Source organism: Amycolatopsis silviterrae, assembly GCF_042684085.1.
Lineage (GTDB): Bacteria > Actinomycetota > Actinomycetes > Mycobacteriales > Pseudonocardiaceae > Amycolatopsis > Amycolatopsis silviterrae.
Genome location: NZ_JBHUKS010000041.1, coordinates 74,900 through 98,043 on the forward strand (window position 1 = coordinate 74,900; position 23,144 = coordinate 98,043).

Genomic DNA, 23,144 nt, shown 5'->3' on the forward strand with positions numbered 1-23,144 from the left:
TCGGTGCGCGACGAGGCTAGCGGTGGCGCTCGCCCGCTCGATAAGCAGGGTAGATAACCAAGGTTAGTTTTCCAACCTAACCGGTGTTAATCGAGCCGTAGCATGCGGCAGTCAGGACACGAGCGCGATGCCGAGCACGACGCCACCGGTCGCGGCGGCGAAGCCGGACAGGGCATGGCCGAGGGCGGCCATGGCATTGCGCCGTGAGAAGCCTTGCTGGGTAAGGGAACGGGTGGCGGGGCTGAAGACGCAGTAGGCGGTCACTGCCGCGGAGAGGCCGATGCCGGCCGCGGCAAGCGGGCTGTCGCGGGGAAGACCGATCAGGGCCGCGCCCGCGAGTGTCCCGAGGGCGAAGCCGCCGATCACGCTGACGAGCGCCGGATACCAGCGGGACCCGGTGCGCCCGGCGGCGTCGATCGTGGTGCGCAGGGCGAAGCCGAGCAGTCCGCCGAGGAGCATGACCAGAGTTGCCACGCGCGGCCTCCCTACCTGTGTGATCGCAGCGATCATCGGTCCAGGCAGGGACTGTTGGCGGCGGAGGCCGCGGTTCGGGTCCGGCGAGCCCCACCGCCGGGCGCGAGTGCGCTGGCGGGAGCCTACTGCATAGCGGCTGGAGGGCGAGCCGACGGCTCGAACCGGTACTCGCGAGCGTGGTGGACGGACAGGGCTCCGGCGCAGGTCGGGCACGCCAGCTGCCGGGTTTCGGTGGCCGACAGGTCCGCGGAGCTGAATCCGGTGACGTGGCGGGTGCGGTGGCGGCCGACTCGGACGCAGTCGCGGCATACGGCGGCGCCGCAGCTGGTGCAGATTCCGACAGCGGGACGGGTCTGTCCTTCGAGGACGCAGTCGAGGCAGTGCATGGTGTTCCTTTCGCATCAGGTGAGGATGAGCACGAGGGCGAGTACGGCGACGAACGCGATGAGCAGGTAGCTGACGTAGGCATCGAGCCGGCCGTTCTGCAGGCGCTTCGCGGCGCGGACGGCGGTGTGCAACGGGCGCTGCAGCGGGCGGTAGAGGAAGCGTTCGACGGCCTCGACGACGTCGGAGGTGTACCCGAGGTGGGCGCCGGAGGCATCGGGCCGCGGGTCGTCGTCGCGCCCGCCGCTCCGGCGTTCGACGGTGCGCAGTTCGGCGCGGGTGAGCAGCACGTTGGCCAGGACTTTGCGGGTCGGGTTGGCGAACGCGAACGGCTTGTACTGGTTTTCGCCTTCGACGCCGCCGGTCGCGGAGCGCCAGGCGGGCACCCGGCGGACGGCCAGCACCCGGCGGCGGCCGAAGAACAGGCACAACAGCCCCGCCGCGGCGAACAACGCGGGGAGAACGATCGTGAGCCAGGACGGGGACAGTGCCGAGAAGCCGGGAAACACCGGCTGCAGCACCCAGGATTCCTTCAGCGCCCCCTGGGTGACTGTCGCGGGGACGGCCGGCGACAGCCCGGCTGCGATCAGTTCGACTTGCAGGGGTGCGACAGTCGCCGCGCCTGTGCAGCCGAGGCTGAGCAGCACGATGCCGAGTGCGCCGAGCGGTCCGGTGCCGCGGGTGTGGGTTTCGTCGCGGGGGCCGCGCGGGCCGAGAACGGTGAGCCCGACGATGCGGACGAACGCCACGGCGGCGAACCCGGCGGTGAGCGCGACCAGCGCGCCGGTGACCGCCAATGGAAGGGTGTAGCCGAGCGCGCCGAGACGGAATTGCTGCATGAGGGCTTCGAGCAGAAACCATTCGGAGACGAATCCGGCGGTCAGCGGCAGGCCGGCGAGGGTGAGCGCGCCGATCGCGAGCCCGGTGCCGGAGAACCTCAGCCGGTGCCCGACACCGCGCAGGTCGTCCAGTTCCGTGGTGCCGGCGGCATCCTCGATGCCCGCGGTGGCGACGAACAGCAGGGATTTCGCGAGTGCGTGCGCGATCGTCTGCAAGGTGGCGGCGAGGAGACCGACTGCGATCAGCAAGGGCTTCCCCGTCGTCGCGCCGATCATCGCGATGGCGTAGCCGACGCTGATGAGCCCGGCGTTTTCGACGCTGGAGTACGCGACGACCTCGGCGAGATCAGTCTGCACGGTGGCGTGTGCGATGCCCAGCAGCGCGGTCGCGCCGCCCAGGAGCAGGACGACGACGGCGAGCCACGGCGGAGGCTGGTGCAGGAGCGCCAGCGTGCGCCAGAGGCCGTAGAAGCCGACGTTGACCGCGACCCCGGCCATGACCGCGCGCAGCGGGCCGGGAGCGGCGCGGTACCCGCGCGGCATCCACACGTGCACCGGAACGAGGCCGATCTTGACCGCGAAGCCGAGCACCAGCAGGGAGTAGGCCGCGTCGCGGACCGCGGTGTGCGGGAGCGCGGCGAAGCCGGGCAAGGAGAAGCTGCCGGTCTGCCCGGCCAGCAGCAGCATCCCGACGAGCAGGGAAGCGCCGCTGGCCTTGCCGAGCACGACGGTGACGATCGCCGGGGTGGCGGTGGCGCCGCGGCGGTGCGCGGTGATCAAGTAGAACGCGACGGTCAGGCACTCCCAGGCGAACAGGAACACGAACACGTGGTCTGCGGTGAGCACGACGGCGACCGAGAGCAGCGTCAACGCATACGCGCAGCCGAGTCCTCGCGCACGGACCCGGTGCGGCCGCACCGCCCACGCGGCGCAGGCCAGAGACACCGGGAACGCCACCGCGAAACTGATCACCAGGAACAGCGCGGACAGCCGGTCCACGGTGAGGTCCGCTGAGCCGAAGCCGAGGAACGCGTCCAGGCTGAGCCGGATCGGTGCTCCGGCGACGCCCGCGCCGCCGACGACGGTCAGCAGCACCGAAGCCGCCGCGCCGAGCAGGTAGGGGAGCGGCCGGGCCCAGGCCCGGCCGACGCCGAACACGAGGTCCGCGAGCAGGCCGAGACCGAGCAGGACGAGGGCGGCGATCAGCACGGCGGTCATCGCGTCCGCTCCTCTGCCGGCAGGCGGCCGGTGGCGAGCAGGATCGCGTGCAGCAGCCGGAATGGGCTCGGCGGCGAGCCGGGCACCCACACGTCGACCGGCAGCAGGTCGCCGAGACCGCCCGCGGTGGCGTAGGACGGCGACACCAGGCCGCCGCTGATCGCGTCGGTGCCCGCGGCGATCACCACCAGCGGACGGGGCATCGCCTCGAGCGTGCGGGCAAGCGGCGCGGCCATGCCGTGCGCGCCGGCCCCGGTGACCAGGAGGAGGTCGGCGTGGCGCGGGCTGGCGGTGAAGAAGATCCCCAGCCGGTGCACGTCGTAGACCGGATTGAGCAGCGCCTGGACCTCCCATTCGTCGGCGCCGTCGGAGCCGGCGTCCACGTGCCTGATGTGGACTGACCGGCGCAACGCCTTGGTCCGGCGGGAAAGCGCGGTGCAGACCCGATCCAGGTCCGGGTCGGTTTCGGGGAGCTCGGGCACGACGAGACCGTCCCGGGTGAGCCAGGCGGTGTCGATGCCCCGCTGCCAGCCGAACACCTCCGGCCGCGCGGCGACACAGGCGCCGCAGCCGATACAGCGGCCCTGGTCGAGCCGGACCCGGCCGTGCCCGGGGCGGATGGCGCCGGTCGGGCACAGGTCGTCGAGTCCTGGTTCCCATCGGGCGGCGGGGGAGGGGCGGGCGACTGTGCGGACGTCGTCGGCGTCGGGCCAGCGGGGGTATCGCGTGGTGACGATCCCGTCGCGCAGACCGCGGAAGACCCAGGGCATCTACATCACCACCCCGGCGATCGAGAGACCGAAACTGGCCTCGATGAACGGGAAGTCGGTCAGCACGTCGCCGCGGAACGCGCGCGAGAAGACGGCGAGATTGTGGAAGGACGCCGAGCGGGGAGCGCAGCGCCGGACCAGGCCGCTGGCTCCGACGTCGAGGAAGTACAGGACCTCGCCCTGCGGTGCCTCGGCCCAGCCGACGGCCTGCCCGGAGACCGGCTCGACGGGGACGCTCAGCACGTCGTCGTCCTCGTCGCCGAGCAGATCGGCGACCTGGCCGATCAGGTCGAACGATTCGGCGACCTCGTCCCAGCGGACTCGCAGCCGGGCCATCGCGTCGCCGTCGCGGTGTTCGGGTCCCTGGCGGCGGGTCAGTTTCGGATAGGCGTCGTACGGACGCTGCCAGCGCGCGTCGTCTTCGGTTCCGCTGCCGCGCCCGACCGGGCCGAGCAGCCCGTGTTCGAGGGCGAAGGCCTCGTCGAGCGGGCCGGTTCCGCGCAGCCGGTCGAGGAACGACGCCGTCTGCATCAAGGCGACCGCGTCCCCTTCGACGTCTCGGCGCAGCTTGTCCGCTGTGGACCGCAGGGCGTCGCGGCCGAGCAGCGGGAGGGCGCGAATCCCGCCGGGGACAGCGACCCCGCGCCCGAACCGGCTGCCGCACAAGGCGGAAACCAAGCGCAGCACGCGTTCCTTGTGCCAGCCGAAACGGGCCACCGCGACCGCGAGACCGGCTGCGTCGGCGAGTTTCATGGCGACGTCGAGGTGGTTGGCGATGCGCTCCAGCTCCGCGTGCAGCACGCGCACCAGCTGTGCTGCCAGCGGCGGCTGTGCGCCGGCCAGCTCTTCGACGGCGTGGCAGAACGCGAGCGCGTGCGCCACCGATGCGATCCCCTCGACGCGTTCGGCCAGCAGTACCGCGTGCTCCGGGGGCATCCCTTCGAACCGCACTTCCAGGCCGCGGTGCTTGAAGTGGGGGCGGACGTTCACGTGCGGGATGTCCTCGCCCGGCGTCTCGACCACGTACTCGACCGACTCGAACACCCCGGACCGGACCGGGCCGTGCGGGAAGCTGAACAGGCCGGTGCCGACGACGTGGCTGGGCAGCGCCCGCTCGTCCGGCTCCACGTGCGCGGGGTGGAACGCCGCGCCGGGGCTGGGCAGCGGTTCGTTGTCCTCGGCGTGCGGAAGCACCAGCGGGTCGAGCCGCGGGTGTCCTTGCGGGAGCACGCCGTAGAGGTCGTGCAGCTTCCGCTCGTACCAGAAGGCCGCCGGGATTGCCGGCGTGAGCGCCGGGTACCGGTCGCATCCCGGCGGCAGCACCAGGTCCGCCACGTCGACTCCGCCGGGGCGGGCGAGCAGCACGTGCAGGGTCAGGCCCTCGGTGACGTCGCCGTCGCCGGCCAGCGCGGCGAACCGCGCGCCGTCGCCGATGCGGGCGAGGATGTCTTCGGCGGTCATGCCCCGCCTCCCAGCTCCGCGACCCCGCGGGCGAGCAGATCGGCGAAGTCCGCGGGCGGGTGCACGCCCAGGACGAGCAGCACGAGCAGCCCGGCCACCATCGGCGCGACCATCCACGCACTCGGCTCGCCTCGTACCGGCAGGTCGCCGCCGCCGCGGACGAACAGCATTCGCGTGGTCGCCACCGACAGGCCCAGGAACGCGAGCGTGACCAGGACGACCAGCACCACCGTGACCGTGTCGTGCGCGCTCGCGAGTCCGCCGGCGACGATCTGGAACTCGCTGCGGAACAAGCCGAACGGGGGCATCGCCGACAGCGCCAGTATCGCGAACAGGAACAGCGGGGCCGTCCACGGCAGAGTGTCCAAACAGGCCCGGATGGTGCCGGTGTCTTTGGTGCGGTACTTGCGGACCAGGACACCGGCGCCGAAGAACGCGTTGCCTTTCGCCGCGGCGTGCGCGATCACGTGCAGCAGGACTCCGGCGAGTGCCAATGGCGCGCCGAGCCCGACCCCGATGGCGAGAATGCCCATGTGCTCCACGCTCGAATAGGCCAGCAGCCGCTTGAGATCCCGCTGTTCGAGCAGGTACAGCGCGGCCAGCAGGAGCGTCAGCACGCCGAACACCAGCAGGACGGTGCGCGGGAAACCGGAGCCGAGCGCGCCTGCCGCGACCTGGTAGTACCGCAGCACGGCGTAGAAGCTCACAGCCAGCAGCGATCCGGACAGCATCGCCGACACCGGGGTCGGGGCCTCCGAATGCGCGTCCGGCAGCCAGGTGTGGACCGGGAACAGCCCGACCTTGGTGCCGAACCCGACCACGGCGAGCACGAACGCGAGCTGCACCGCGGTGTGCGGCAACGTCGTCCCGGCGGTGAGCAGGGGAGCGAACGCGACGTCGTAGGAGGAGCCCAGCACGGTGGAACCGGCGTAGTACATGACGATCGTGGCGAGCAGCCCGATGCCTAGCCCGGCCGAGGCGAGCAGGACGTACTTCCAGGCCGCTTCGGCGGCGTTGTCGGTGTCGTCGAGCGCCACCAGCAGCGCGGAGACGACGGTGGTGATCTCCACCGCGATCCACAGCAGTGCCAGGCCGTCCATCAGCGGCGCGCACATCATGGACCAGGCGAACAGGTTGAGGCCGAGGTGGAATCTCCGGGCGTAGCGGGAGAATCCGGGGTGACTGCGTTCCGCGCCGAGATAGCCGATCGAGTAAGTCGCGGTGGCGGCGTAGAGGAACGTGGTGCCGAGCAGGAATACGACTGAGATCGCGTCGGCGCGGAGGATCCCGAACTGCACTGGGCCGTGCGCGGCCACCGGGACGAGCGCGACGGCCAGCCCGAAGCTGCTCAAGGCGGTGACCAGGCTGAGCGTCTCGCTCACCCGGGCGCGTCCCGCCAGCGCGGCGAGAGCCGGCGCCAGCGGCAGCGTCGTCAGGAGGATCAGCACGACCGGCATCGCGTCACCCCCGCAGCCGGGTGAGGTGTTGCGTGGACAGGGATTCCGAGCGCCGGTGGTGGACCTGCATCAGCACGCCGAACACGACGACGGCGACCAGCAGGTCGAACAGGAACGCCACTTCGAGGATGAGCGGCATCCCGGCGGCGACCACGAGACTGGCCAGGGACACGCCGTTCTCCAGAGAGAAGAACCCGATCGCCTGCGATACCACGTCGCGGCGCACGATCATCAGGACGAACGCCACCAGGATCACCGCCACCGAGAGCGCGAGCGCGGTTTCCGGCAGCGCCGGGCTGGTCACGTGGAAGCGGCCGGTGGCGAAGAACCCGAACGCCGCGACCGCGACCGCGAGCAGCACTTCGCTGGCGACGCCCAGCGCACCGCTGCCGGCGATCTCCGTGCCGGCGGTGCGGAGCATCCGCAGCACCAGCCACGGCACGACGATCACCTTGAGCGCCAACGACAATCCGGCCAGCACGTACAGTTCGGGCACGTCCCGGGCCACCGCGACGACCACCGCGAGCACGGACACCAGCAGCGACTGCGCGGCGTACACCCGGACTTGAGCGCGCAGCAGCGCGGTGCGCAGCATGGCGAATTCGGTGAGCAGCACCACCACCGCCAGGCCGTTCGCGATGCCGGCGTAGATCCCGGGCGGAGCCACGGCGGCCGGGTCCGCGGCGAGCACGTTCATCAGCCGCCTCCGAAGTAGAGGGTGAACACGGCCAGTACCGCGAGGAGGAAGGCGGCGGCGACGAATTCGGTGATCTTGAACAGCCGCAGCTTCGCGAACGAGTTGTCGATGACGGCGATGACGACGCCGAGCACGACGCATTTGCCCAGCAACGCCGCGATCGCGAGCGCGACTGCTCCGACGCCGGCGGACGAGGCGAGCCCCCACGGCGCGATGAAGACGTTGATCAGGATGACGAACAGGATCAGCTGCTTCATCGCCGAACCCCACCGCAGCATCGCGAAGTACGGCCCGGAATGCTCGAAGGGCCGGGCCTCCTCGATCATGCCGAATTCGTTGGTGCCGGTGTGCGTCTCGACCGGGATCCGCCCGGTTTCGGCGAGAATCACCAGAAACAACGCCGCCGCGGCGAGCAGATGTGCCGGGCGCACGATCTGCTCGGCCGAGGAACGGACGGTCTCGGCGAGCGCGTAGGGCAGGTCGGTCCCGGTCACCAGCGCGACGGTGAAGACCACGAACAGCACTACCGGTTCGGTGATCGCGCTGAACGTTTTCGCCCGGCTCGCGCCGAGCTGGGCGTACGGCGCGCCGGTCTCCGCGGCGGCCACCGCGACGGCGAAACTGGCCAGGGACAGGATGAATCCGCCGCCGAGAATGTCGCCCATGTACCCGAGCGGAAGCGGGAACGTGGTCAGCACCGGGATCAGCAGCGGCACGGTGAGGTAGCAGGCCATCGCGCCCAGCGGCGCCGCCAGGAACACCCAGCTGGCTCCGTGCGGCGCCAGGGCTTCCTTGCGGAAGAGCTTGCCCAGGTCGTAGTAGGGCTGCAGCACCCGGGTGCCGCGCCTGCCCTGCAGCCGCGATTCCACGCGTGCGATCACCCCGGACACCCCGGGAGCGGCGACCAGCACGGTCAGCACCTGGGCGAATTGGATCGACGGCGCGTTCACGACGGCTCCCCGCGGAGGGGAGCGAGCCGATGATCGGGGATCGCGGAATCCTCGTCCACTCGGACCTCCTCTACCGGCCTGCCAGCGTGCGAACACGAAGGTGGTGCGGTAGAGGCCATCAGCGGAGTGTTCCGCGGTTGAGGCGAGCCCCATCGCCTGTGTGCCCAGTGTGACCACCGGGGCGTCGCCGCGCAAGCCCGAGCCCGACCCGGACGGGTCCTTGACCTCCGCGACCGGCGGCGATGTACTGGAGCCGGCGATGGATCCCGCCGGGGCCGCCCGCGGCCCGAACCGCCTCCGCCGGGGCTGATGGTTCCTGGCCGATGCGTGCTGCCGGACCAGGAGGATCGCCGTGAAGGTCGCCAAGAGGGCGTTGCGCCTCTCCATTTTCCTCGGCGAGGGCGACAACTGGCGCCACCGGCCGACGTACGTCGAGATCGTGCACCGTGCGCACAAGGCGGGACTGGCCGGAGCCAGCGTGCTGCGCGGCATCGAGGGCTACGGCGCGAGTTCGCACATCCACACCCAGCACGTGTTCATGCTCAAGGAGCACCTGCCGTTGCTGGTGGTCATCGTGGACTCGGAGGAGAAGATCCGGGCGTTCCTCGACCGGCTGGACGACCTCGAGATCAGCGGGCTGGTCGTAGTCGACGAGATCGAGTCGATCCGCTACGCCGAATCAGAGCCGAAGCGCCCGCACTGGTGGTCCTCGATGTGAACCCGGGTGCCCGCTGCCCGGCCGGCTGCACACGATCAGCGCGTCGGTTACGCTGAAGCAGCGGCGGTGGGGCTCGCCGCTTCGGGCTCGCCCGGAAGAACCGCGGCCGCCACAGCCGCCAACGGTCCCTGCTTGGCCGGTTTTCGCGTTCAGGACAAGCAGGAGGCGCGGGTGCGCGACGAGACCGAGGCAATCGATCCGGATGTGGATCTCCGGGTCGTTTCCCAGCGGCGGGAACTGCTCCGGACCCACGGCGCGGTGCTCGCGGTCGTCGCGCTGGGCGGCGGGCTCGGCGCGCTGGCCCGGTTCGGCCTCTCCGCGGTGTTTCCCGCCGGGCCCGGCCGGTTTCCGTGGGCGACGTTCGTGACGAACGTGTCCGGTTGCTTTCTCATCGGCGTGCTGATGGTCCTGATCACCGAGGCGTGGACGGCGCACCGCTTGGCGCGGCCGTTCCTCGGAGTCGGCGTGCTCGGCGGATTCACCACTTTTTCGGCTTATGCGGTCGAATCGCGAGAACTGCTGCGTCCGGGAACCGCGGTGCTCGCGTTCGGATACCTGGCGGGAACCCTGATCTGCGCGATGCTGGCCGTGCTCGCGGCGGTCTGGCTGACCAGGAAGCTGACCGGCGTGGCGCCCCGCATCGAGGAGAGGGCCTGATCATGCAGCTCACCGGCTACGCGCTGCGCATGTCGATTTTCATCGGCGAGGACGACGTCTGGCGCCACAAGCCGCTGCACCGCGAAATCGTCCGGCGCGCCCGCGACGCCGGGCTGGCCGGCGCGACGGTGCTGCGCGGCTGCGAGGGCTACGGCATCCACGCGATGATCCACACCACGCGCTTGCTCAGCATGTCCGAGGACCTGCCGATCCTGATCCTGATCGTCGACCGGGAGGACAAGATCCGCGCCTTCCTGCCCGAACTGGACGAGCTGATCGGCGACGGCGCCGTGCTGCTGGACGAGGTCGAAGTGATGACCGCGCACCGAACCCCCCGACCGTGACCGCACTGGAGCACTCCCCGATGCAGCTGGACGCGATTGTCGAAATCCCGATGGGATCGCGGAACAAGTACGAAATGGACCACGCACTGGGCCGGATCCGGCTGGACCGCACGCTGTTCACCGCTACCCAGTACCCGGCTGACTACGGCTACTTCCCGGACACGCTGGCCGAGGACGGCGACCCGCTGGACGCGCTCGTCCTGGTCGCGCACCCGACGTTCCCCGGCTGCCAGATCCCGGTGCGGCCGGTCGCGGTGTTCTGGATGCGCGACGAGCACGGTCCGGACGCGAAAGTGCTGTGCGTGCCGGCCGGGGACCCGCGGCAGGACCACCTCCGGGAACTGGCCGATCTGCCCGCGCATCTGCTGAGCGAGGTCGGCCATTTCTTCGACGTGTACAAGGACCTCGAACCGGGGAAGTCCACCGAGGTGCGCGGCTGGCAAGGCCGGGCCGAAGCCGAGCGGGTCGTGCGCGAGGCGGCTGACCGTTTCGGCGGGCATTGAGCCGGGCCGCTGCGGATTCTTCGTGCACCTGGGCCGGTTCTCGAGGCTGCCGGTGCCCGTTCATGGCACCGGCAGCCGTCGTTCGTCCCGGCGGGGAACCGGCTTCAGGCGTCAGCCGCGAGGAGCGGGCCGCCACACGTTTCCCAGATACGCGGCGGTACGGCGGCCTCCTCCGGCGTGAAACGCGCGGATGTGCCCGGCGATCGGAGGCCGGATGCCGAGCCCGGCCAAGGCGTCGAGCGGCACGAATTCCGGATGCAGCCCCGCTTCGCGGCAGACCGGTTCCGCGACGCCCCGGCTTTCGTCCTCGGCGGACAGCACGATTTCCATCAGGTGATGCCCGGCCGCTGCGTTGGTGGCGTCCAGGACGAACGCGACGCTGACCGGGTGCACCGCCAGCCCGGTTTCCTCCCGGACCTCCCGCCGCACGCAGGCCCCGGCCGATTCGCCGTGTCGCGGCGTGCCGCCGGGCAGGACCCAGTCCTCGCTGCGGCGGCACAGCAGCACTGCGCCGCGGCGCAGGACGAGAGCGGAGCAGCGCAAGCTGATCGTGTCCTGATCGTCCACTCGGTACCTTCCTTCGCCCGTCCGGGACGGGCTTTCGCGCTGGTCAGAAATCATGGTCGGCGAGCGTCGTGCCGCCGCGCCGGTTGCCGCGGCCGTCGGTGGCGGTCAGGGCAGGCACCATCTCGGTGGTGACGAGTCCGTGTTCCTGAGTCAGCTCGTCGACGATGTCGAAGGACGCGGCGATGTTGCCGGGCCGGTCGATGAGGACGGTGACGGTCGGGACGTGCCTGCTCAGCTGGAGCAGCCGGTCGCCGTGCGGGCGGTGGTCGCCGTGGAAACCCCACATGCCCCGCAGCACGGTCGCGCCTCGTGCGGTGCCGGAGCGGCGAAGCCGTTGCACGAGCGCGCGGTGGATCGGCATTCCTTCGTGCAGGGCGGATTCCGACGAATAGACCGTCAGCTTCTGCCACAGCTGCAGGCCGCGCTCGTCGGTTTCGGGCAAGGCGTGCGGACGTTCGAAGAGCTGGCCGTCGCGTTTGCAGATCCGGACCCGTTCGAGGGTGAGCAGCGGGCGCTCCAGGAGGCCGCCGAGTTCGGGCAGGACGCGCGAGATCCGCTCGCCGTCGCCCACCGTCATGATCATCATGGGCACGTCGGCGTTGCGGCCGAAGAACTGCGCCCGCTGCCGCCGTCCGTGTGCGGTGCCGTCGACCCCGAGCAGCACGGTCGCCCCGGCGATCCCGCGCCGGTGCAGGAGACGGCAGACCGCCTGATAGGCGGGCATCCGGAAGACGCGTTCCTGGCGTCCGACGTAGATGGTCAGCTTGGTGCCCTCGTGCAGCTGCTCGGGGAGAAGCTCGGGGCCGACGTCGTGCTGGAGCATGCGGGCGCGCTCCAGCACGGTCAACCCGGTCGGGTGCATTCCGGTGATGTCGTCGAGCAGCGCTTCGATCCGGTCGCGGGTGTCGACCGCGATCGTCGCGACGGGCAGGTCCTCGGACAGAGTGAGCGACTGGTCGGTGCGCAAGTGGTGCTTGAGCCCGAATCCCGCGGCACCGCGCACCATGATGCTGGCAGCGACCTCGTGCGCGCCGTACACATCCATGACCGCGTCCGCGAAGAACCGGCCGCCGACGCGGCTCCGTTCCCCGAAATAGCTGGTCAGTTTCAAGCACTCTTCGTTCACCACGCACTTCCGATCCATCGGCCCAGCGCTGCTCCCGCGATGCCGAACACCAGGCTGAGCACGATGTTCGCGAAAGCGACGGCGTATTGGCGTTCTTCGCTGACCCGGTGTGTTTCGAGCATCCACGTCGAAAACGTCGTGTACGAGCCGACCGCGGCGGTTCCGGCGAGGAGCGCGGCGTCGGGACCGAGCCCCGCTCCGGCGACGATCCCCAGCAGCACCGAACCGGAGAGGTTCACCGCGAGCGTCCCGAACGGGAAGGTTTTCCCGGCCCGGCCTGCGACGAAACCGTCGACCAGGAACCGCAGCACCGAACCGGCGCCGCCGATCAGCAGGACCCCCGCCCACACCCACGCGTTCATCCGCGCACTCGCACTCGTCGCACCAGTGCCGTCGCGGCGTAGATCGACGCCAGGCCGCCGCCGACGCTGGCCGCGGTGTACGCGACGGCGAGACCGTAGGCCCCGGAATCGAGCATGCGGAGGATTTCCACTTGCATGGTGGAAAACGTGGTGAGCCCGCCGCACAGACCTGTTCCCAGCAACGGCCGCCGGTAGCTGGACAACGGGAGCCGCTCCTGCAAGCGGGTGACGAAGTAGCCGAGCAGGAAGCTGCCGGCGATGTTGACCGCGTACGTGGCCCACGGCCATTGGTCCGGACCGGCGGCGAGGACGGTGCCGAGAAACGCGCGCGCTCCGGTCCCGATCGCGCCTCCGGCGAAGATCGCGGCGAGTTCACGCCGATCGCGAGCCATGGTCCGCCGCGACCTCCTTCCGGTTCTTCCCCGGGTTCATCGCGCAGTATCGGACAGCGGCGCGTGCTGTGCACCGTAGGGGAGTCCCGGGTTGTCGGTTTCGATGTCCATCAGCCGGTTGTATTTGGCGACGCGTTCTCCGCGGGCGGGTGCGCCCGCTTTGATCTGGCCCGCTCCGGTGCCGACGGCGAGGTCGGCGATGAAGTCGTCGGTGGTTTCACCCGATCGGTGCGAAATCATCCAGGTGTAGCCGTGCTCGCGGCATGCCTGCACCGCGGCGAGCGTTTCGGTGACGGTGCCGACCTGGTTCGGTTTGATCAGCGCGGCGTTGGCGATTCCGCGGGCGGCGGCGCGGCGGATCAGCTTGGCATTGGTGACGAAGTTGTCGTCGCCGACCAGCTGGACGCGGTCGCCGAGGCGATCGGTCAGTTCGCGCCAGCCGGCGTCGTCGTCTTCGGCCATGCCGTCTTCGATGCTCCACACCGGGAAACTGCCGACGATTTCGCCGTAGCGCTCGACGAGTTCGGAGGAGCTGAGCCGCTCGCCGCCGACCCGGTAGGAGCCGTCCTCGCTCCGGAACTGCGACGCGGCCGGGTCGAGTGCGATCGCGATTCCGTTGTCGCCCAGTGGGTATCCGGCGTTTCCGATGGCCTGGACCAGCAGCTTGAGCGCCTCTTCCGGCTGCGTGAGCTGGGGCGCGAAACCGCCTTCGTCGCCGAGCCCGACACTGTGGCCCGCCGCGGCGAGGAGAGCACGAAGGCACCGGTAGACCTCGGCCCCGGCCCGGACTGCTTCGACGGTCGAAGGCGCGCCGAGCGGTGCCACCATGAACTCCTGGAAGTCCAGGGTGGTTTGCGCGTGCGCGCCGCCGTTGAGCACGTTGAAGTGCGGAACCGGCAGGCGCGCGGCGCGGCCGGGAAGACGCAGCGCGGCCCACAACGGCCGATCGTCCCGCTGCGCGAACAGCCTGCTGACGGCCGTGGACACGCCGAGAATCGCATTCGCGCCGAGCCGGTAGCGGCCGACGCTGGCGTCCAGGTCGATCATGGCTTCGTCGAGATCGGCGAGGGTGGGCCACGGCCGGCTGAGCGCCAGGTCCCGCAGTTCGCCGGCGACGGAACCGACCGCGCGCCGGACTCCCGCACCGCCGTAGCGTTCCGGATCGTCGTCGCGCAGCTCGTGGGCCTCGTTGCGACCGGTCGACGCGCCGGAAGGCACTGCCGCCCAAGCGCGATGTTTCCCGGCCGTTGCGGTCACCCGCAGCGTGGGGCGGCCCCGGGAATCGAGGATTTCCCGGGCGTCGAGGTCCACGATTTCGAGTGCGGGCACATGTCCTCCTGGCACAGTTCACCGTTGCCAGGGACCGTCAGCGGGTTTTCCGCGGTTGAAGGCGAGCCCCATCGCCGGTGCCGATTGTGCCATGCCCGGCCGCGCGGTGCCGGGCCGGTGGCCGGTCTCACTGCCGCCGGTCCCGCTTCGCCGGCCAGCCGTGCTGGCGCACGTACCAGCCGGTCATTCCCGGCACGAGCGCGGTCAGCAGCGCACCCGCGCCGATCACCAGGGGATCCGCGTGCTGGATCCCGACGCAGGTGATCACCAGCCCGGTGGCGAGCAGCGCCAGCATGCCGCCTGCGGTCCACAGGAGACTGCCGATCCCGGGCGGGCGCGCTTCGGCGAACCGGTGCGCCAGGGCGGGGTTCTCCTCGGTGAGGAAACGTTCGATCTCGTCGAGTTTGCGTTGCTCGTCGTCGGGCAGCGCCATGGGGCCTCCGGATGCCTTGGTCTGTCGTGGCGGATCGACGCGACGCGGCGATTTCGCCGACAGCGCAGGAGAAAGCACCGGGCACTCCTGCCTGTTCCGGGACGAGCACGACCGCGTCAGACAGGGACCGTTGGCGACCGAGGTCGCGGTTCTGGTCCGGCGGGCCCCACCGCCGGGCGCGAGCGCTGGTGGGAGCGTAATGCATCCGCGCCGGGCCTCGCCCCTGGTCCGGCGCGGGCGGTACCGGCGCGGCGATGCCGTTGCAGGCCAGCGGAAACGAGCGGATCGGACAGGACCGGGACCTCGCCGCGTCTTCCGGCGCGGGGGGAGGCCCGCCACTGCTCAGGGAGTCCTGGCGAACACCCGGGGCAGGACGCCGGCGAGAATCGCGCCGAGCACCAGGGAGAACCCGGCGGAGACCATCGCCTCCCGGACGGCTCCGAGCCGTCGGCAAGGGACCATCGGCGGCGCGCAGCCGCGGTTCGGTGGCGGGTCCCTCCGCCAATCGCGTTTCCACGATACCGCGGCCCGCCGATCGCGGGGAATCGGTTCTGCATCAAGGCCGTCCTGCGCTGCCGCACGCTACGATCGGCGGCGACGGTGATGATGCCCGCCGAAACCGCGCCCTTTCCGCGCTGATGGCGTCTGCTTCCTGCGAGCGACGAGGGGACAGTCGCGATGACGCTCATGCTCAGCCATGCGGTCCGCACCGACCGCGGTCTGGTCCGGACCGGCAACGAAGACGCCGTGTACGCGGGCAGGCGCCTGCTCGCGGTCGCTGACGGGATCGGCGGGCACATCTCCGGCGAGATCGCCAGCACCGCCGTGATCGTGGCACTGGCCGCTCTCGACCACGCCGACCCCGGCCGGGACCCGCTCGGTGCACTGACCGGGGCGGTGGAAACCGGGAACGCCGCCATCCGAGATCTCGTCGCCCGGGATCGGAGCCTGGCCGGCATGGGCACCACGCTGACGGCGGTGCTGTTCGCCGGCGATCGGCTGGCCGTGGTCAACATCGGCGACTCCCGCACCTATCTCGTGCGGGAGGGGACCTGTACCCAGATCACCCACGACGACAGCCTGGTGCAGAAGTTCGTCGACGCCGGGCGGATCACTGCCGAGCAAGCCCGGCGCCACCCTCGGCGGTCGATTATCCTGCGCGCGCTGACCGGAGGTCTCGGCGAGCAGCCCTCCGGGAGCCTCCGGGAGGCCCGGGCGGGGGACCGCTATCTGCTCTGTTCGGACGGCCTCTCGGATGTGGTCGACGACGGCACGATCGCCGAGACCCTGCGGATGCCCGACCTCGACGCCTGCGCCGACCGGCTGATCGAGCTCGCTCTCGACGGCGGCGGGCCGGACAACGTGACGGTCGTCGTCGCCGACGTGCGGCACACGGACCGCGCCGCTCCGGTCGTCCGCGGACTCGGCAACGAAGCCGGCGTCCCGCCCACGCGGCCGTTGAACGGCCTTGGCCGCCGGCGCTGGCGGACCGCCTGACGTTGCCGGTCAAGCGGGATCCGTCGGAGCATGGTCCCACTGGCTGAGCATCTGTTTGCTATAGAAGCTAACAGTGGTTAGGTCTGGCTGACGACGGTCCGGGCAGAACGGAGCCAGCCAGTGGAGAACAGTCGCGCTCAATCCAGGCGGAGGCCGGGCTCTCTCCCGGAAATTGCCGACGAACGTGGCCAGGAGAACCGAGCGCGGCCCACCGCGCCGGGCGGACGCGGCGCGCGGCGTGCCCTTTCCCCATGGCAGTTCGTGTTCGCCTTCGGCATCGTGAGCATGCTGGTCGACTTCGTCTACGAGGGCGGCCGTTCCGTCGTCGGCCCGTTGCTGGCCCACCTCGGCGCGTCCGCGGCGGTGGTCGGTCTCGTCACCGGTGCCGGCGAAGCGTCCGCACTGGCGCTCCGGCTGGTGTCCGGCCCGCTGGCCGACCGCACCCGCAGGTTCTGGTCCTGGACGATCGCCGGATACGCGGTGACGGTCGCGGCGGTCCCGCTGCTCGGGCTGACCGGCGTGCTGTGGGCGGCAGGCGCCCTGGTGATCGCCGAGCGGGTCGGAAAAGCGGTGCGTTCCCCGGCCAAAGACACTCTGCTGTCGCACGCGACGGCCGACGTCGGGAGGGGACGCGGCTTCGCCGTGCACGAGGCGATGGATCAGGTCGGCGCGATCCTCGGTCCGCTCGCGGTGGCCGGGGTCCTCGCAGTCACGGACGACGGTTACGGTCCCGCGCTCGGAATGCTCGCCGTCCCGGGCGTGTTCGCTGTGTTCCTCCTGCTGCGGCTGCGCGCCCGGGTGCCGGATCCGGCGGTCTACGAGACGCCGGAGGCGCCAGGGACCGCCGAAGCGCGACTGCCGTGGGCGTTCTGGGCGTATGCCGGCTTCACCGCCGTCACTCTGACCGGCTTCGCCACTTTCGGCCTGCTGTCCTACCACCTCGTCGAGCACCGCCTGCTGCCCGCCGCCGCGGTGCCGGTGGTCTATGCCGCCGCGATGACGGCAGATGCTGTCGCGGCGCTGGCCAGCGGCTGGCTCTACGACCGGCTGGGCAGCCGCACAGTCGCGGCACTGCCCCTGTTGTCGGCGGTGGTGCCGGTGCTCGCCTTCGGCGGCAGCACCTGGCTCGCCGTTCTCGGCGCTCTGGCGTGGGGCGCGGGAATGGGAATCCAGGAGTCGACCCTCCGGGCCGCGGTCGCCGAACTGGTGCCCGCCCGTCGCCGGGCCACCGCCTACGGCCTTTTCGCCGGGGTCGCCGGGCTGGGTACGTTTGCCGGCGGCGCGCTGACCGGGGTCCTTTACGACCGGTCGATTCCGGTCCTGGCGGTCACCGTCGCCGCGATCCAGGCTGTCGCGCTGGCCGTGCTGCTCGCGAGCAGGCGGTTCCGGGGCAAGCGACGTTTCAGGTACCCTGTCCGCAGGCGATGAAGCCCGCTTGCACCACCGCCACCGCGGCTGATGGCTTCTACCGGCAGGCAGACCGATATTTCGCGGTGGTGAGCACAGTGCGCCCTTTCCGAAGCGTTCTTTTCCCGGGACGAAATCCCGGCGAAAACGCGGAGCCGGAATTCTTCCGCGACCTGAACCTCGACCAGATCGTCGACGCGGTGACCTCCGGCCGCGAAGAGTACGACCTCCGGCCGTTCTTTTACGCCCCGTCGGCCGACTGTGCGGAAGTGCGGTATCGGCACGAGGTCTTGCGCGATGTGCAGCGCGACGACGTGCGCGCTTCCGTCGACGAGTTCGCGCGGCGGATGCGCCAGGTCCGCAAGCAACAGGAAACCAGCGGGAAACTTCACTACGAGAAGCAGAAACAACGGTGGTTCCTCGACGCCGTCGAGAGCTACTGCGCCACGGTCGCGTCGCTTCGCGCGCAGCTCGGCGAGTGCGAGCTTTCCTCGCCGGGACTGCGCGGACTGCGTGAATTCCTCAGCGGCTACCTGCGTTCGGAGGAGTATCTCGCACTCGTCGCGGACACTCGCCGTTGCCGGGAATACCTGGCCAGGATCAAGTACCGCGTGCACATCCGCGGCCTGCGTGTCGACGTACGCCGCTATTCCGGAGAATCCGATTACACCGACGAGGTCGAGAAGGTCTTCGCCCGCTTCAAACAAGGCGCGGCCCGGGACTACCGGGTGCAGTTCCGCGAGGACGCGGACATGGATCACGTGCAGGCGCAAGTGCTCGACTGCGTGGCGAAACTGTTCCCGGACGCGTTCCAGCGGCTGCGCGACTTCTGCGCGCGGCATCGCGGCTACCTCGACCCGACCGTCGCCCGGTTCGACCGCGAAGTCCAGTTCTACCTGGCCTATCTGGACCACATGCGCCGGATCGAGGTCTCCGGGCTCGCGTTCTGCTGCCCGGAGCTCTCGCCGGACTCGCGCGACATCGAGGTCGCGGACGCGTTCGACCTCGCCCTGGCCGGAAAGCTGGTCGCCGAACGAGTTCCCTTGGTGCGCAACAGTTTCCGGCTGACCGGAGGCGAACGCGTCATCGTGGTCAGCGGCCCGAACAACGGCGGCAAGACGACCTTCGCGCGCATGTTCGGCCAGCTGCCGTACCTGGCGAGCCTCGGGCTCCCGGTCCCGGCTGCCTCGGCGAGGATGTTCCTGCCGGACCGGGTGTTCAGCCACTTCGAACGAGAAGAGCACCTGGCCACGCTGCGCGGGAAACTGGACGACGAACTGGTCCGGATCCGCGGGATCCTTGCTGAGGCGACGGGCGACAGCATCCTCGTGCTGAACGAAAGCTTCGCCTCGACCACGCTGCACGACGCCCGGTTCATCGGAGGCAGAGTGCTCGAAGCCGTCCTGCGGCTGGGCGCCCGCGCGGTGTACGTCACCTTCGTCGACGAACTCGCCGCGCTCGACGAGGCGGTGGTCAGCATGGTCGGCGCGGTCGCGCCCGAAGACCCGGCCGAGAGAACGTACGAGATCACCCGGCGCCCGGCGGACGGGATCGCCTACGCGGAGGCGATCGCCGCCAAGTATGGGCTTTCCTACGACGCGCTGCGGAGGTGGATCGCACGATGAAGGTGTTCTTGCTGCATCCGGACCGGGATTTCGACGCCGAGGGCGCGCTCCCGGCGAACGAAGCGGTCCTGACCGCCGATCTGGAACTGGACGTCCTCTACGACGCGATGGCCGAAGGAGACGGGTTCCGCCGGGACGTCGCGCGGGAGGTGCTGGCCGCCGGATCGGCCGACCCGGAAGTCATCCGCTACCGCCAGCACGTCCTCGCCGACTGCCTGCGCCACGACCGGATCGTCCGCGAACTGTACGACATCGCGCTGGAGGCGCTGAAAGCTCCGAAGAAGGTGTGGTTCGGGATTCTCCTGCATTCCTCGCCGGAGAACATCCTGCACCGGTCGGTGAAGATCCTGGAGGTGCTGACCGAAAACCTCAAGCAGCTGAGCCTGCTCGCGCAGGAGCAGGCCGGGCAGTTCCGTTCGACCGGATTCCGGCGGTTTTTCGCCATGGTGTCCGAGGAACTGGACGCCGGGTACTTCGCGGTTCTCGAAGAGCACCTCCAGGAACTGGAGCTGCCGCGCGGCGTCCTGATGAGCGCGGAGCTGGGGCCGGGGAACAAAGGCGTCCGGCATGCCCTGCACAAGCCGGAAAAGCTGTCCTGGTGGGAACGGCTGACCGGACACGACCGCGACAGCGCCGGTTTCCAGGTCCCGGCGCGGGACGAGGCGGGCGCCCGGGCGCTGACCGACCTGGCCGGGCACGGGGTGAACCTGGCGGCGAACGCGCTGGCGCAGTCGGCCGACCACGTGCTGGACTTCTTCACTGTGCTGCGCAAGGAACTCGCCTTCTACCTGGGCTGCCTGGCTCTGCGCGAACGCCTGGAGCGCCGGGGCCTGCCGGTGTGCTTCCCGGAGCCGGAACCGTCCGGGCAGCGCGTGCTGGCCGCCAAGGGGCTGTACGACGCGGGACTCGCTCTTTCGCAGGAACAGAGCACCGTCGGCAACGACCTGGCGGCCGACGGCTCCGCACTCGTCGTGGTCACGGGCGCCAACCAGGGCGGCAAGTCCACGTTCCTGCGCAGCATCGGGCTCGCCCAGCTGATGATGCAGTGCGGGATGTTCGTCGCGGCCGAAGCCTTCCGCGCAGACCTGCGCCGCCGGGTCTTCACGCATTTCAAACGAGAGGAGGACGCCACGATGACCACCGGGAAACTCGATGAGGAACTGGCGCGCATGAGCGAGATCGCCGACCTGATCGAGCCCGGCGACCTCGTGCTGTGCAACGAGTCTTTCGCGTCCACCAACGAGCGGGAGGGCTCCGAGATCGGCAGGCAGGTCTTGCGGGCGTTCACCGGGAACGAGGTGAAAGTGGTGTTCGTGACGCATCTGTTCGACCTCGCGCACAGCCTGTACGAGCAGGAGCCCGGAGCAGGAACCTTTCTGCGCGCCGAGCGTCGCCCGGACGGCAGCCGCACTTTCCGGCTGTCGCCGGGGGAGCCGCTTCCGACCAGCTACGGCGAGGATTCTTACCGCCGGATTTTCGCGGAAGCGGAGGCGTGATGAGCACAGATCGGCGACCGGTCAATCTGCGTTGTTCCGCTCTGGTCTTGCGCGAGGACGCCGTTTTGCTGTGCCGCCGTGCCGACGGCTGGGTGCTGCCGGGCGGCACGCCGGCGGGAGACGAGTCCGCGGCGGGCTGCGCGCGGCGGGAAACCCTGGAGGAAACCGGACTCGAGGTCGTTCCGGTCGGCGTGGCGTTCGTGCTGGACGCGACCAACTCCGCGGCGGGCCAGTACCTGATGGAGATCGTCTTTCTCGCTCATGCGGATGACAAAAGCGCGCTGCCGTACGAGACGGAGGCCGGTCTTGTGCCGGAATTCGTTCCGCTGCAACGGTTGCCGGATCTCTCGCTGCGACCGCCGATCGGGAAGCACATCCAGGCTCTGCACCGCGGCGACGACCGGGTCGCCGCCTACCTCGGCAATGTCTGGGAGCCGTCGCCGCTCAGCTGACCGCGCGAGACGGTCCGCTGCCGCGGCCGACGAGGATCAGCAGCGGTACTGCCGCGAGCTGGGCGAGGACCGAGAACAACACCACGAGCGACAGGGAGATCCCGAACAGTGCGCCGATCGCTGCGCTGCCGAGGAACCACGCGACGCCGTAAACCCCGGTGAACAGGCCGTAAGCCGACGCCCGCCGGCCGGGTGACACCATCGGGGCCACCGCGGCCGGGATGATCGATTCGTGCACGCCCATGCCCAGTCCCCACAAGCACATGCCGATCAGCGCCGGCCAGAACCCGCCGAGAAAAGCCAGCGGCGCGTACGCCGCCGCGACCACGGTGAGCGGGATCAGCAGCCGGATGCCGAACCGGTCGAAGAGCCGTCCGAAAAGCAGCGACCCCGCGCCGCTGACGGCCATCGCGACGGCGTAGAAGACCGGGACCAAGTCAGCGGACACGATGCCGTTCTGCTGGAACCGGAAGGCGATGACCGGGAAGTCGGCGAAACCGATCGCCACCAGTGCCGCCGCCGCCAGGTAAAGCCGGAACCGGCGCGGAAAGCGGCCTGTCCGGACATCGGCGACGGCCGGTTCCAGGTCTTGCGGGCGCGGATAGAGCAGTCGCGCGACGGCGAGGAGGCAGAGCATGATCGCGGCCGGGGCGGCGAGGACGGCGAAGGCCAGCCGGTAGTCGTGGTGGCTGAGGCTCAGGACGAGAGCGATCAGCAGCGGGCCGAACAGCGCGCCGAACTGGTCGAGAGCCTCGTGCACGCCGAAGCCCCACCCGTAGCCGATCTGCTTGGCAGCGTGCGACAGCATCGCGTCGCGCGGCGGGTTGCGGATCGCTTTGCCCACCCGCTCGAGGATCACCAGCAGCGCGGCGGTCTGCCAGTTGCCGGCCATCGCCAGCAACGGGACGACCGACATCTGCAGGACGTATCCCGCGATCGTGATCGGCCAGTACCGGCCGGTGCGGTCCGCGCCGCGTCCGGAGAACAGCCGCAGCCCGTAGCCGAGCAACTCGCCGAGGCCGGTCACGACCGCGATCGCCAGCGCTCCCGCGCCGAGCAGCCCGAGGTAAGGGCCGATGACCCCGCGCGACGCCTCGTAGGTGAAGTCGGCGAAGAAACTCATCGCGCCGACCATCAGCACGAACTTCAACGCGGCCGACCTCCGCTGTCGACCGGCCTGCTCGCTCACGCCGCACCACCGCCTCGGAAAGACGGTGTTACGTTAGCAAGATAACGATCGTTACGCACCAGCGCGCTACGGCTGGATCCGGCAGACTGTGGCGGTGCCTGAGCAGAAGACGACCGGATGGCTGTTGCTGATTTACCGTGTCCCGCCGGAGCCGACGCGTCTGCGCGCGACGGTGTGGCGTCGCCTCAAGGGGCTCGGTGCGGTCTACCTTCAGAATTCCGTCGCCACTCTGCCGGCCGCCCCGGCCGCGGAACGCGCGCTGCGGAAACTGCGGCACGAGATCGTCGAAATGGGCGGCACCGCGCAGTTGCTGACCAGCAGCGCGCTGGTCGGCCAGGCGGACATCGTCGCCACGTTCCAGGCAGCGCGCGACGACGAGTACGCGGAAATCGTCGACAAGTGCCAGGACTTCCTCGCCGAAATCGAAAAAGAAACTGCCGCCGAGCACTTCACCTACGCAGAACTCGAAGAGAACGAGGAAGACCTGACCAAGCTGAGGAATTGGCTGGCGAAGGTCGCCGAACGAGACGTGCTCAGCGCACCGGGCCGCGCGGACGCCCTGAGGGCGCTGGAGCGGTGCGAACAGACGCTGGAGGAATACGCGGCGAAGGTGTACGCCGAGGACGCTGACGGTCACTGACGGCAGGTTCGCCCGGGTTTCCGCGCGGCCGACGGTGTGAAGAGATGACGATGCCGGCCGACTTTGCTTGCGGCTGGCAGGAGCGCACGCAGAAGGTGGCGTAGACGAAATCGGGAAGCATCGGACACCATGCCGAGGGTCCGCCCGAACCTGAGGG

The 23,144-nt window shown here is 70.0% G+C and carries 25 protein-coding genes and 5 riboswitches; of the genes, 10 read left to right on the forward strand and 15 right to left on the reverse strand.

The window, feature by feature from the left end:
• Positions 1-111: 111 nt before the first annotated feature.
• From ACFSVL_RS45800 to ACFSVL_RS45835, 8 genes are all read right to left on the reverse strand, one after another.
• Positions 112-474 (reverse strand): hypothetical protein, encoded by a 363-nt coding sequence (locus ACFSVL_RS45800; protein ID WP_378314331.1) that lies wholly within the window; start codon positions 472-474, stop codon positions 112-114.
• 122 nt (positions 475-596) lie between these two features.
• Complete coding sequence (locus tag ACFSVL_RS45805) at positions 597-860, reverse strand: DUF2180 family protein (protein ID WP_378314333.1); 264 nt, start codon at positions 858-860, stop codon at positions 597-599.
• A gap of 15 nt (positions 861-875) precedes the next feature.
• A complete protein-coding gene (locus tag ACFSVL_RS45810; RefSeq protein WP_378314335.1) occupies positions 876-2,915 on the reverse strand; it encodes a proton-conducting transporter transmembrane domain-containing protein in 2,040 nt (679 codons plus the stop codon).
• Positions 2,912-3,685: an NADH-quinone oxidoreductase subunit B family protein gene (locus ACFSVL_RS45815; protein WP_378314337.1), complete on the reverse strand. Its 774-nt coding sequence runs from the start codon at positions 3,683-3,685 to the stop codon at positions 2,912-2,914. The genes ACFSVL_RS45810 and ACFSVL_RS45815 overlap by 4 nt, the downstream gene beginning before the upstream one ends.
• Complete coding sequence (locus tag ACFSVL_RS45820) at positions 3,686-5,146, reverse strand: hydrogenase large subunit (RefSeq protein WP_378314339.1); 1,461 nt, start codon at positions 5,144-5,146, stop codon at positions 3,686-3,688.
• On the reverse strand, positions 5,143-6,603 hold the full coding sequence (locus ACFSVL_RS45825; RefSeq protein ID WP_378314341.1) for a proton-conducting transporter transmembrane domain-containing protein: 1,461 nt from the start codon (positions 6,601-6,603) through the stop codon (positions 5,143-5,145). The genes ACFSVL_RS45820 and ACFSVL_RS45825 overlap by 4 nt, the downstream gene beginning before the upstream one ends.
• Before the next feature lie 4 nt (positions 6,604-6,607).
• Complete coding sequence (locus tag ACFSVL_RS45830) at positions 6,608-7,300, reverse strand: hydrogenase (RefSeq protein ID WP_378314343.1); 693 nt, start codon at positions 7,298-7,300, stop codon at positions 6,608-6,610.
• Complete coding sequence (locus ACFSVL_RS45835) at positions 7,300-8,250, reverse strand: respiratory chain complex I subunit 1 family protein (RefSeq protein WP_378314345.1); 951 nt, start codon at positions 8,248-8,250, stop codon at positions 7,300-7,302. The genes ACFSVL_RS45830 and ACFSVL_RS45835 overlap by 1 nt, the downstream gene beginning before the upstream one ends.
• 102 nt (positions 8,251-8,352) lie before the next feature.
• A riboswitch (Fluoride riboswitch) is annotated at positions 8,353-8,416 on the reverse strand.
• A gap of 80 nt (positions 8,417-8,496) precedes the next feature.
• Positions 8,497-8,576: riboswitch (Fluoride riboswitch) on the forward strand.
• 26 nt (positions 8,577-8,602) lie between these two features.
• On the opposite strand from ACFSVL_RS45835, the gene ACFSVL_RS45840 reads away from it, so the two are divergent.
• From ACFSVL_RS45840 to ACFSVL_RS45855, 4 genes are all read left to right on the forward strand, one after another.
• Positions 8,603-8,968, forward strand: a complete 366-nt coding sequence (locus tag ACFSVL_RS45840; protein ID WP_378314347.1) for a DUF190 domain-containing protein — start codon at positions 8,603-8,605, stop codon at positions 8,966-8,968.
• Positions 8,969-9,139: 171 nt separating this feature from the next.
• On the forward strand, positions 9,140-9,625 hold the full coding sequence (locus ACFSVL_RS45845) for a fluoride efflux transporter FluC (protein WP_378314349.1): 486 nt from the start codon (positions 9,140-9,142) through the stop codon (positions 9,623-9,625).
• Between the two features lie 2 nt (positions 9,626-9,627).
• The gene (locus tag ACFSVL_RS45850) at positions 9,628-9,969 is read left to right on the forward strand and encodes a DUF190 domain-containing protein (protein WP_378314351.1); all 342 of its coding nucleotides are present in this window, start codon (positions 9,628-9,630) and stop codon (positions 9,967-9,969) included.
• Positions 9,970-9,989: 20 nt separating this feature from the next.
• Entirely contained in the window at positions 9,990-10,472 is a 483-nt protein-coding gene (locus ACFSVL_RS45855) for an inorganic diphosphatase (protein WP_378314428.1), read from the forward strand.
• 111 nt (positions 10,473-10,583) lie between these two features.
• Here ACFSVL_RS45855 and ACFSVL_RS45860 read toward each other — a convergent pair whose 3' ends face one another.
• From ACFSVL_RS45860 to ACFSVL_RS45885, 6 genes are all read right to left on the reverse strand, one after another.
• The gene (locus ACFSVL_RS45860; RefSeq protein WP_378314353.1) at positions 10,584-11,039 is read right to left on the reverse strand and encodes an NUDIX domain-containing protein; all 456 of its coding nucleotides are present in this window, start codon (positions 11,037-11,039) and stop codon (positions 10,584-10,586) included.
• 43 nt (positions 11,040-11,082) lie between these two features.
• Positions 11,083-12,168 carry a DUF190 domain-containing protein gene (locus tag ACFSVL_RS45865; RefSeq protein WP_378314355.1) on the reverse strand — a complete coding sequence of 362 codons (1,086 nt, stop codon included), beginning with the start codon at positions 12,166-12,168 and terminating at the stop codon, positions 11,083-11,085.
• A complete protein-coding gene (crcB, locus tag ACFSVL_RS45870) occupies positions 12,162-12,527 on the reverse strand; it encodes a fluoride efflux transporter CrcB (RefSeq protein ID WP_378314357.1) in 366 nt (121 codons plus the stop codon). The genes ACFSVL_RS45865 and crcB (ACFSVL_RS45870) overlap by 7 nt, the downstream gene beginning before the upstream one ends.
• Positions 12,524-12,919, reverse strand: coding sequence for a fluoride efflux transporter CrcB (gene crcB, locus ACFSVL_RS45875; RefSeq protein ID WP_378314359.1), 396 nt, complete (start codon positions 12,917-12,919; stop codon positions 12,524-12,526). The genes crcB (ACFSVL_RS45870) and crcB (ACFSVL_RS45875) overlap by 4 nt, the downstream gene beginning before the upstream one ends.
• A gap of 36 nt (positions 12,920-12,955) precedes the next feature.
• Positions 12,956-14,248, reverse strand: coding sequence for a phosphopyruvate hydratase (gene eno / locus ACFSVL_RS45880; RefSeq protein WP_378314361.1), 1,293 nt, complete (start codon positions 14,246-14,248; stop codon positions 12,956-12,958).
• 21 nt (positions 14,249-14,269) lie between these two features.
• Positions 14,270-14,333, reverse strand: a riboswitch (Fluoride riboswitch).
• Positions 14,334-14,375: 42 nt separating this feature from the next.
• Complete coding sequence (locus ACFSVL_RS45885; protein WP_378314363.1) at positions 14,376-14,681, reverse strand: DUF3040 domain-containing protein; 306 nt, start codon at positions 14,679-14,681, stop codon at positions 14,376-14,378.
• A gap of 590 nt (positions 14,682-15,271) precedes the next feature.
• A riboswitch (Fluoride riboswitch) is annotated at positions 15,272-15,336 on the forward strand.
• 23 nt (positions 15,337-15,359) lie between these two features.
• Here ACFSVL_RS45885 and ACFSVL_RS45890 point away from each other — a divergent pair.
• The 5 genes from ACFSVL_RS45890 to ACFSVL_RS45910 all read left to right on the forward strand — a co-directional run bounded on the left by ACFSVL_RS45890 (position 15,360) and on the right by ACFSVL_RS45910 (position 21,158).
• Positions 15,360-16,178: a PP2C family protein-serine/threonine phosphatase gene (locus tag ACFSVL_RS45890; protein ID WP_378314365.1), complete on the forward strand. Its 819-nt coding sequence runs from the start codon at positions 15,360-15,362 to the stop codon at positions 16,176-16,178.
• Between the two features lie 285 nt (positions 16,179-16,463).
• On the forward strand, positions 16,464-17,606 hold the full coding sequence (locus ACFSVL_RS45895) for an MFS transporter (RefSeq protein ID WP_378314430.1): 1,143 nt from the start codon (positions 16,464-16,466) through the stop codon (positions 17,604-17,606).
• A riboswitch (Fluoride riboswitch) is annotated at positions 17,590-17,653 on the forward strand. It overlaps the preceding gene by 17 nt.
• A 30-nt stretch (positions 17,654-17,683) precedes the next feature.
• The gene (locus ACFSVL_RS45900; RefSeq protein WP_378314367.1) at positions 17,684-19,210 is read left to right on the forward strand and encodes a MutS-related protein; all 1,527 of its coding nucleotides are present in this window, start codon (positions 17,684-17,686) and stop codon (positions 19,208-19,210) included.
• A complete protein-coding gene (locus ACFSVL_RS45905; protein WP_378314369.1) occupies positions 19,207-20,706 on the forward strand; it encodes a MutS-related protein in 1,500 nt (499 codons plus the stop codon). The genes ACFSVL_RS45900 and ACFSVL_RS45905 overlap by 4 nt, the downstream gene beginning before the upstream one ends.
• Complete coding sequence (locus ACFSVL_RS45910) at positions 20,706-21,158, forward strand: NUDIX hydrolase (protein ID WP_378314371.1); 453 nt, start codon at positions 20,706-20,708, stop codon at positions 21,156-21,158. The genes ACFSVL_RS45905 and ACFSVL_RS45910 overlap by 1 nt, the downstream gene beginning before the upstream one ends.
• Here ACFSVL_RS45910 and ACFSVL_RS45915 read toward each other — a convergent pair.
• Positions 21,151-22,347, reverse strand: coding sequence for an MFS transporter (locus tag ACFSVL_RS45915; protein WP_378314373.1), 1,197 nt, complete (start codon positions 22,345-22,347; stop codon positions 21,151-21,153). The two genes, ACFSVL_RS45910 and ACFSVL_RS45915, sit on opposite strands and share 8 nt — an antisense overlap.
• 94 nt (positions 22,348-22,441) lie before the next feature.
• Between ACFSVL_RS45915 and ACFSVL_RS45920 the strand changes: the two genes are divergently transcribed.
• Complete coding sequence (locus ACFSVL_RS45920) at positions 22,442-22,987, forward strand: Chromate resistance protein ChrB (RefSeq protein ID WP_378314375.1); 546 nt, start codon at positions 22,442-22,444, stop codon at positions 22,985-22,987.
• Positions 22,988-23,144: the final 157 nt, after the last annotated feature.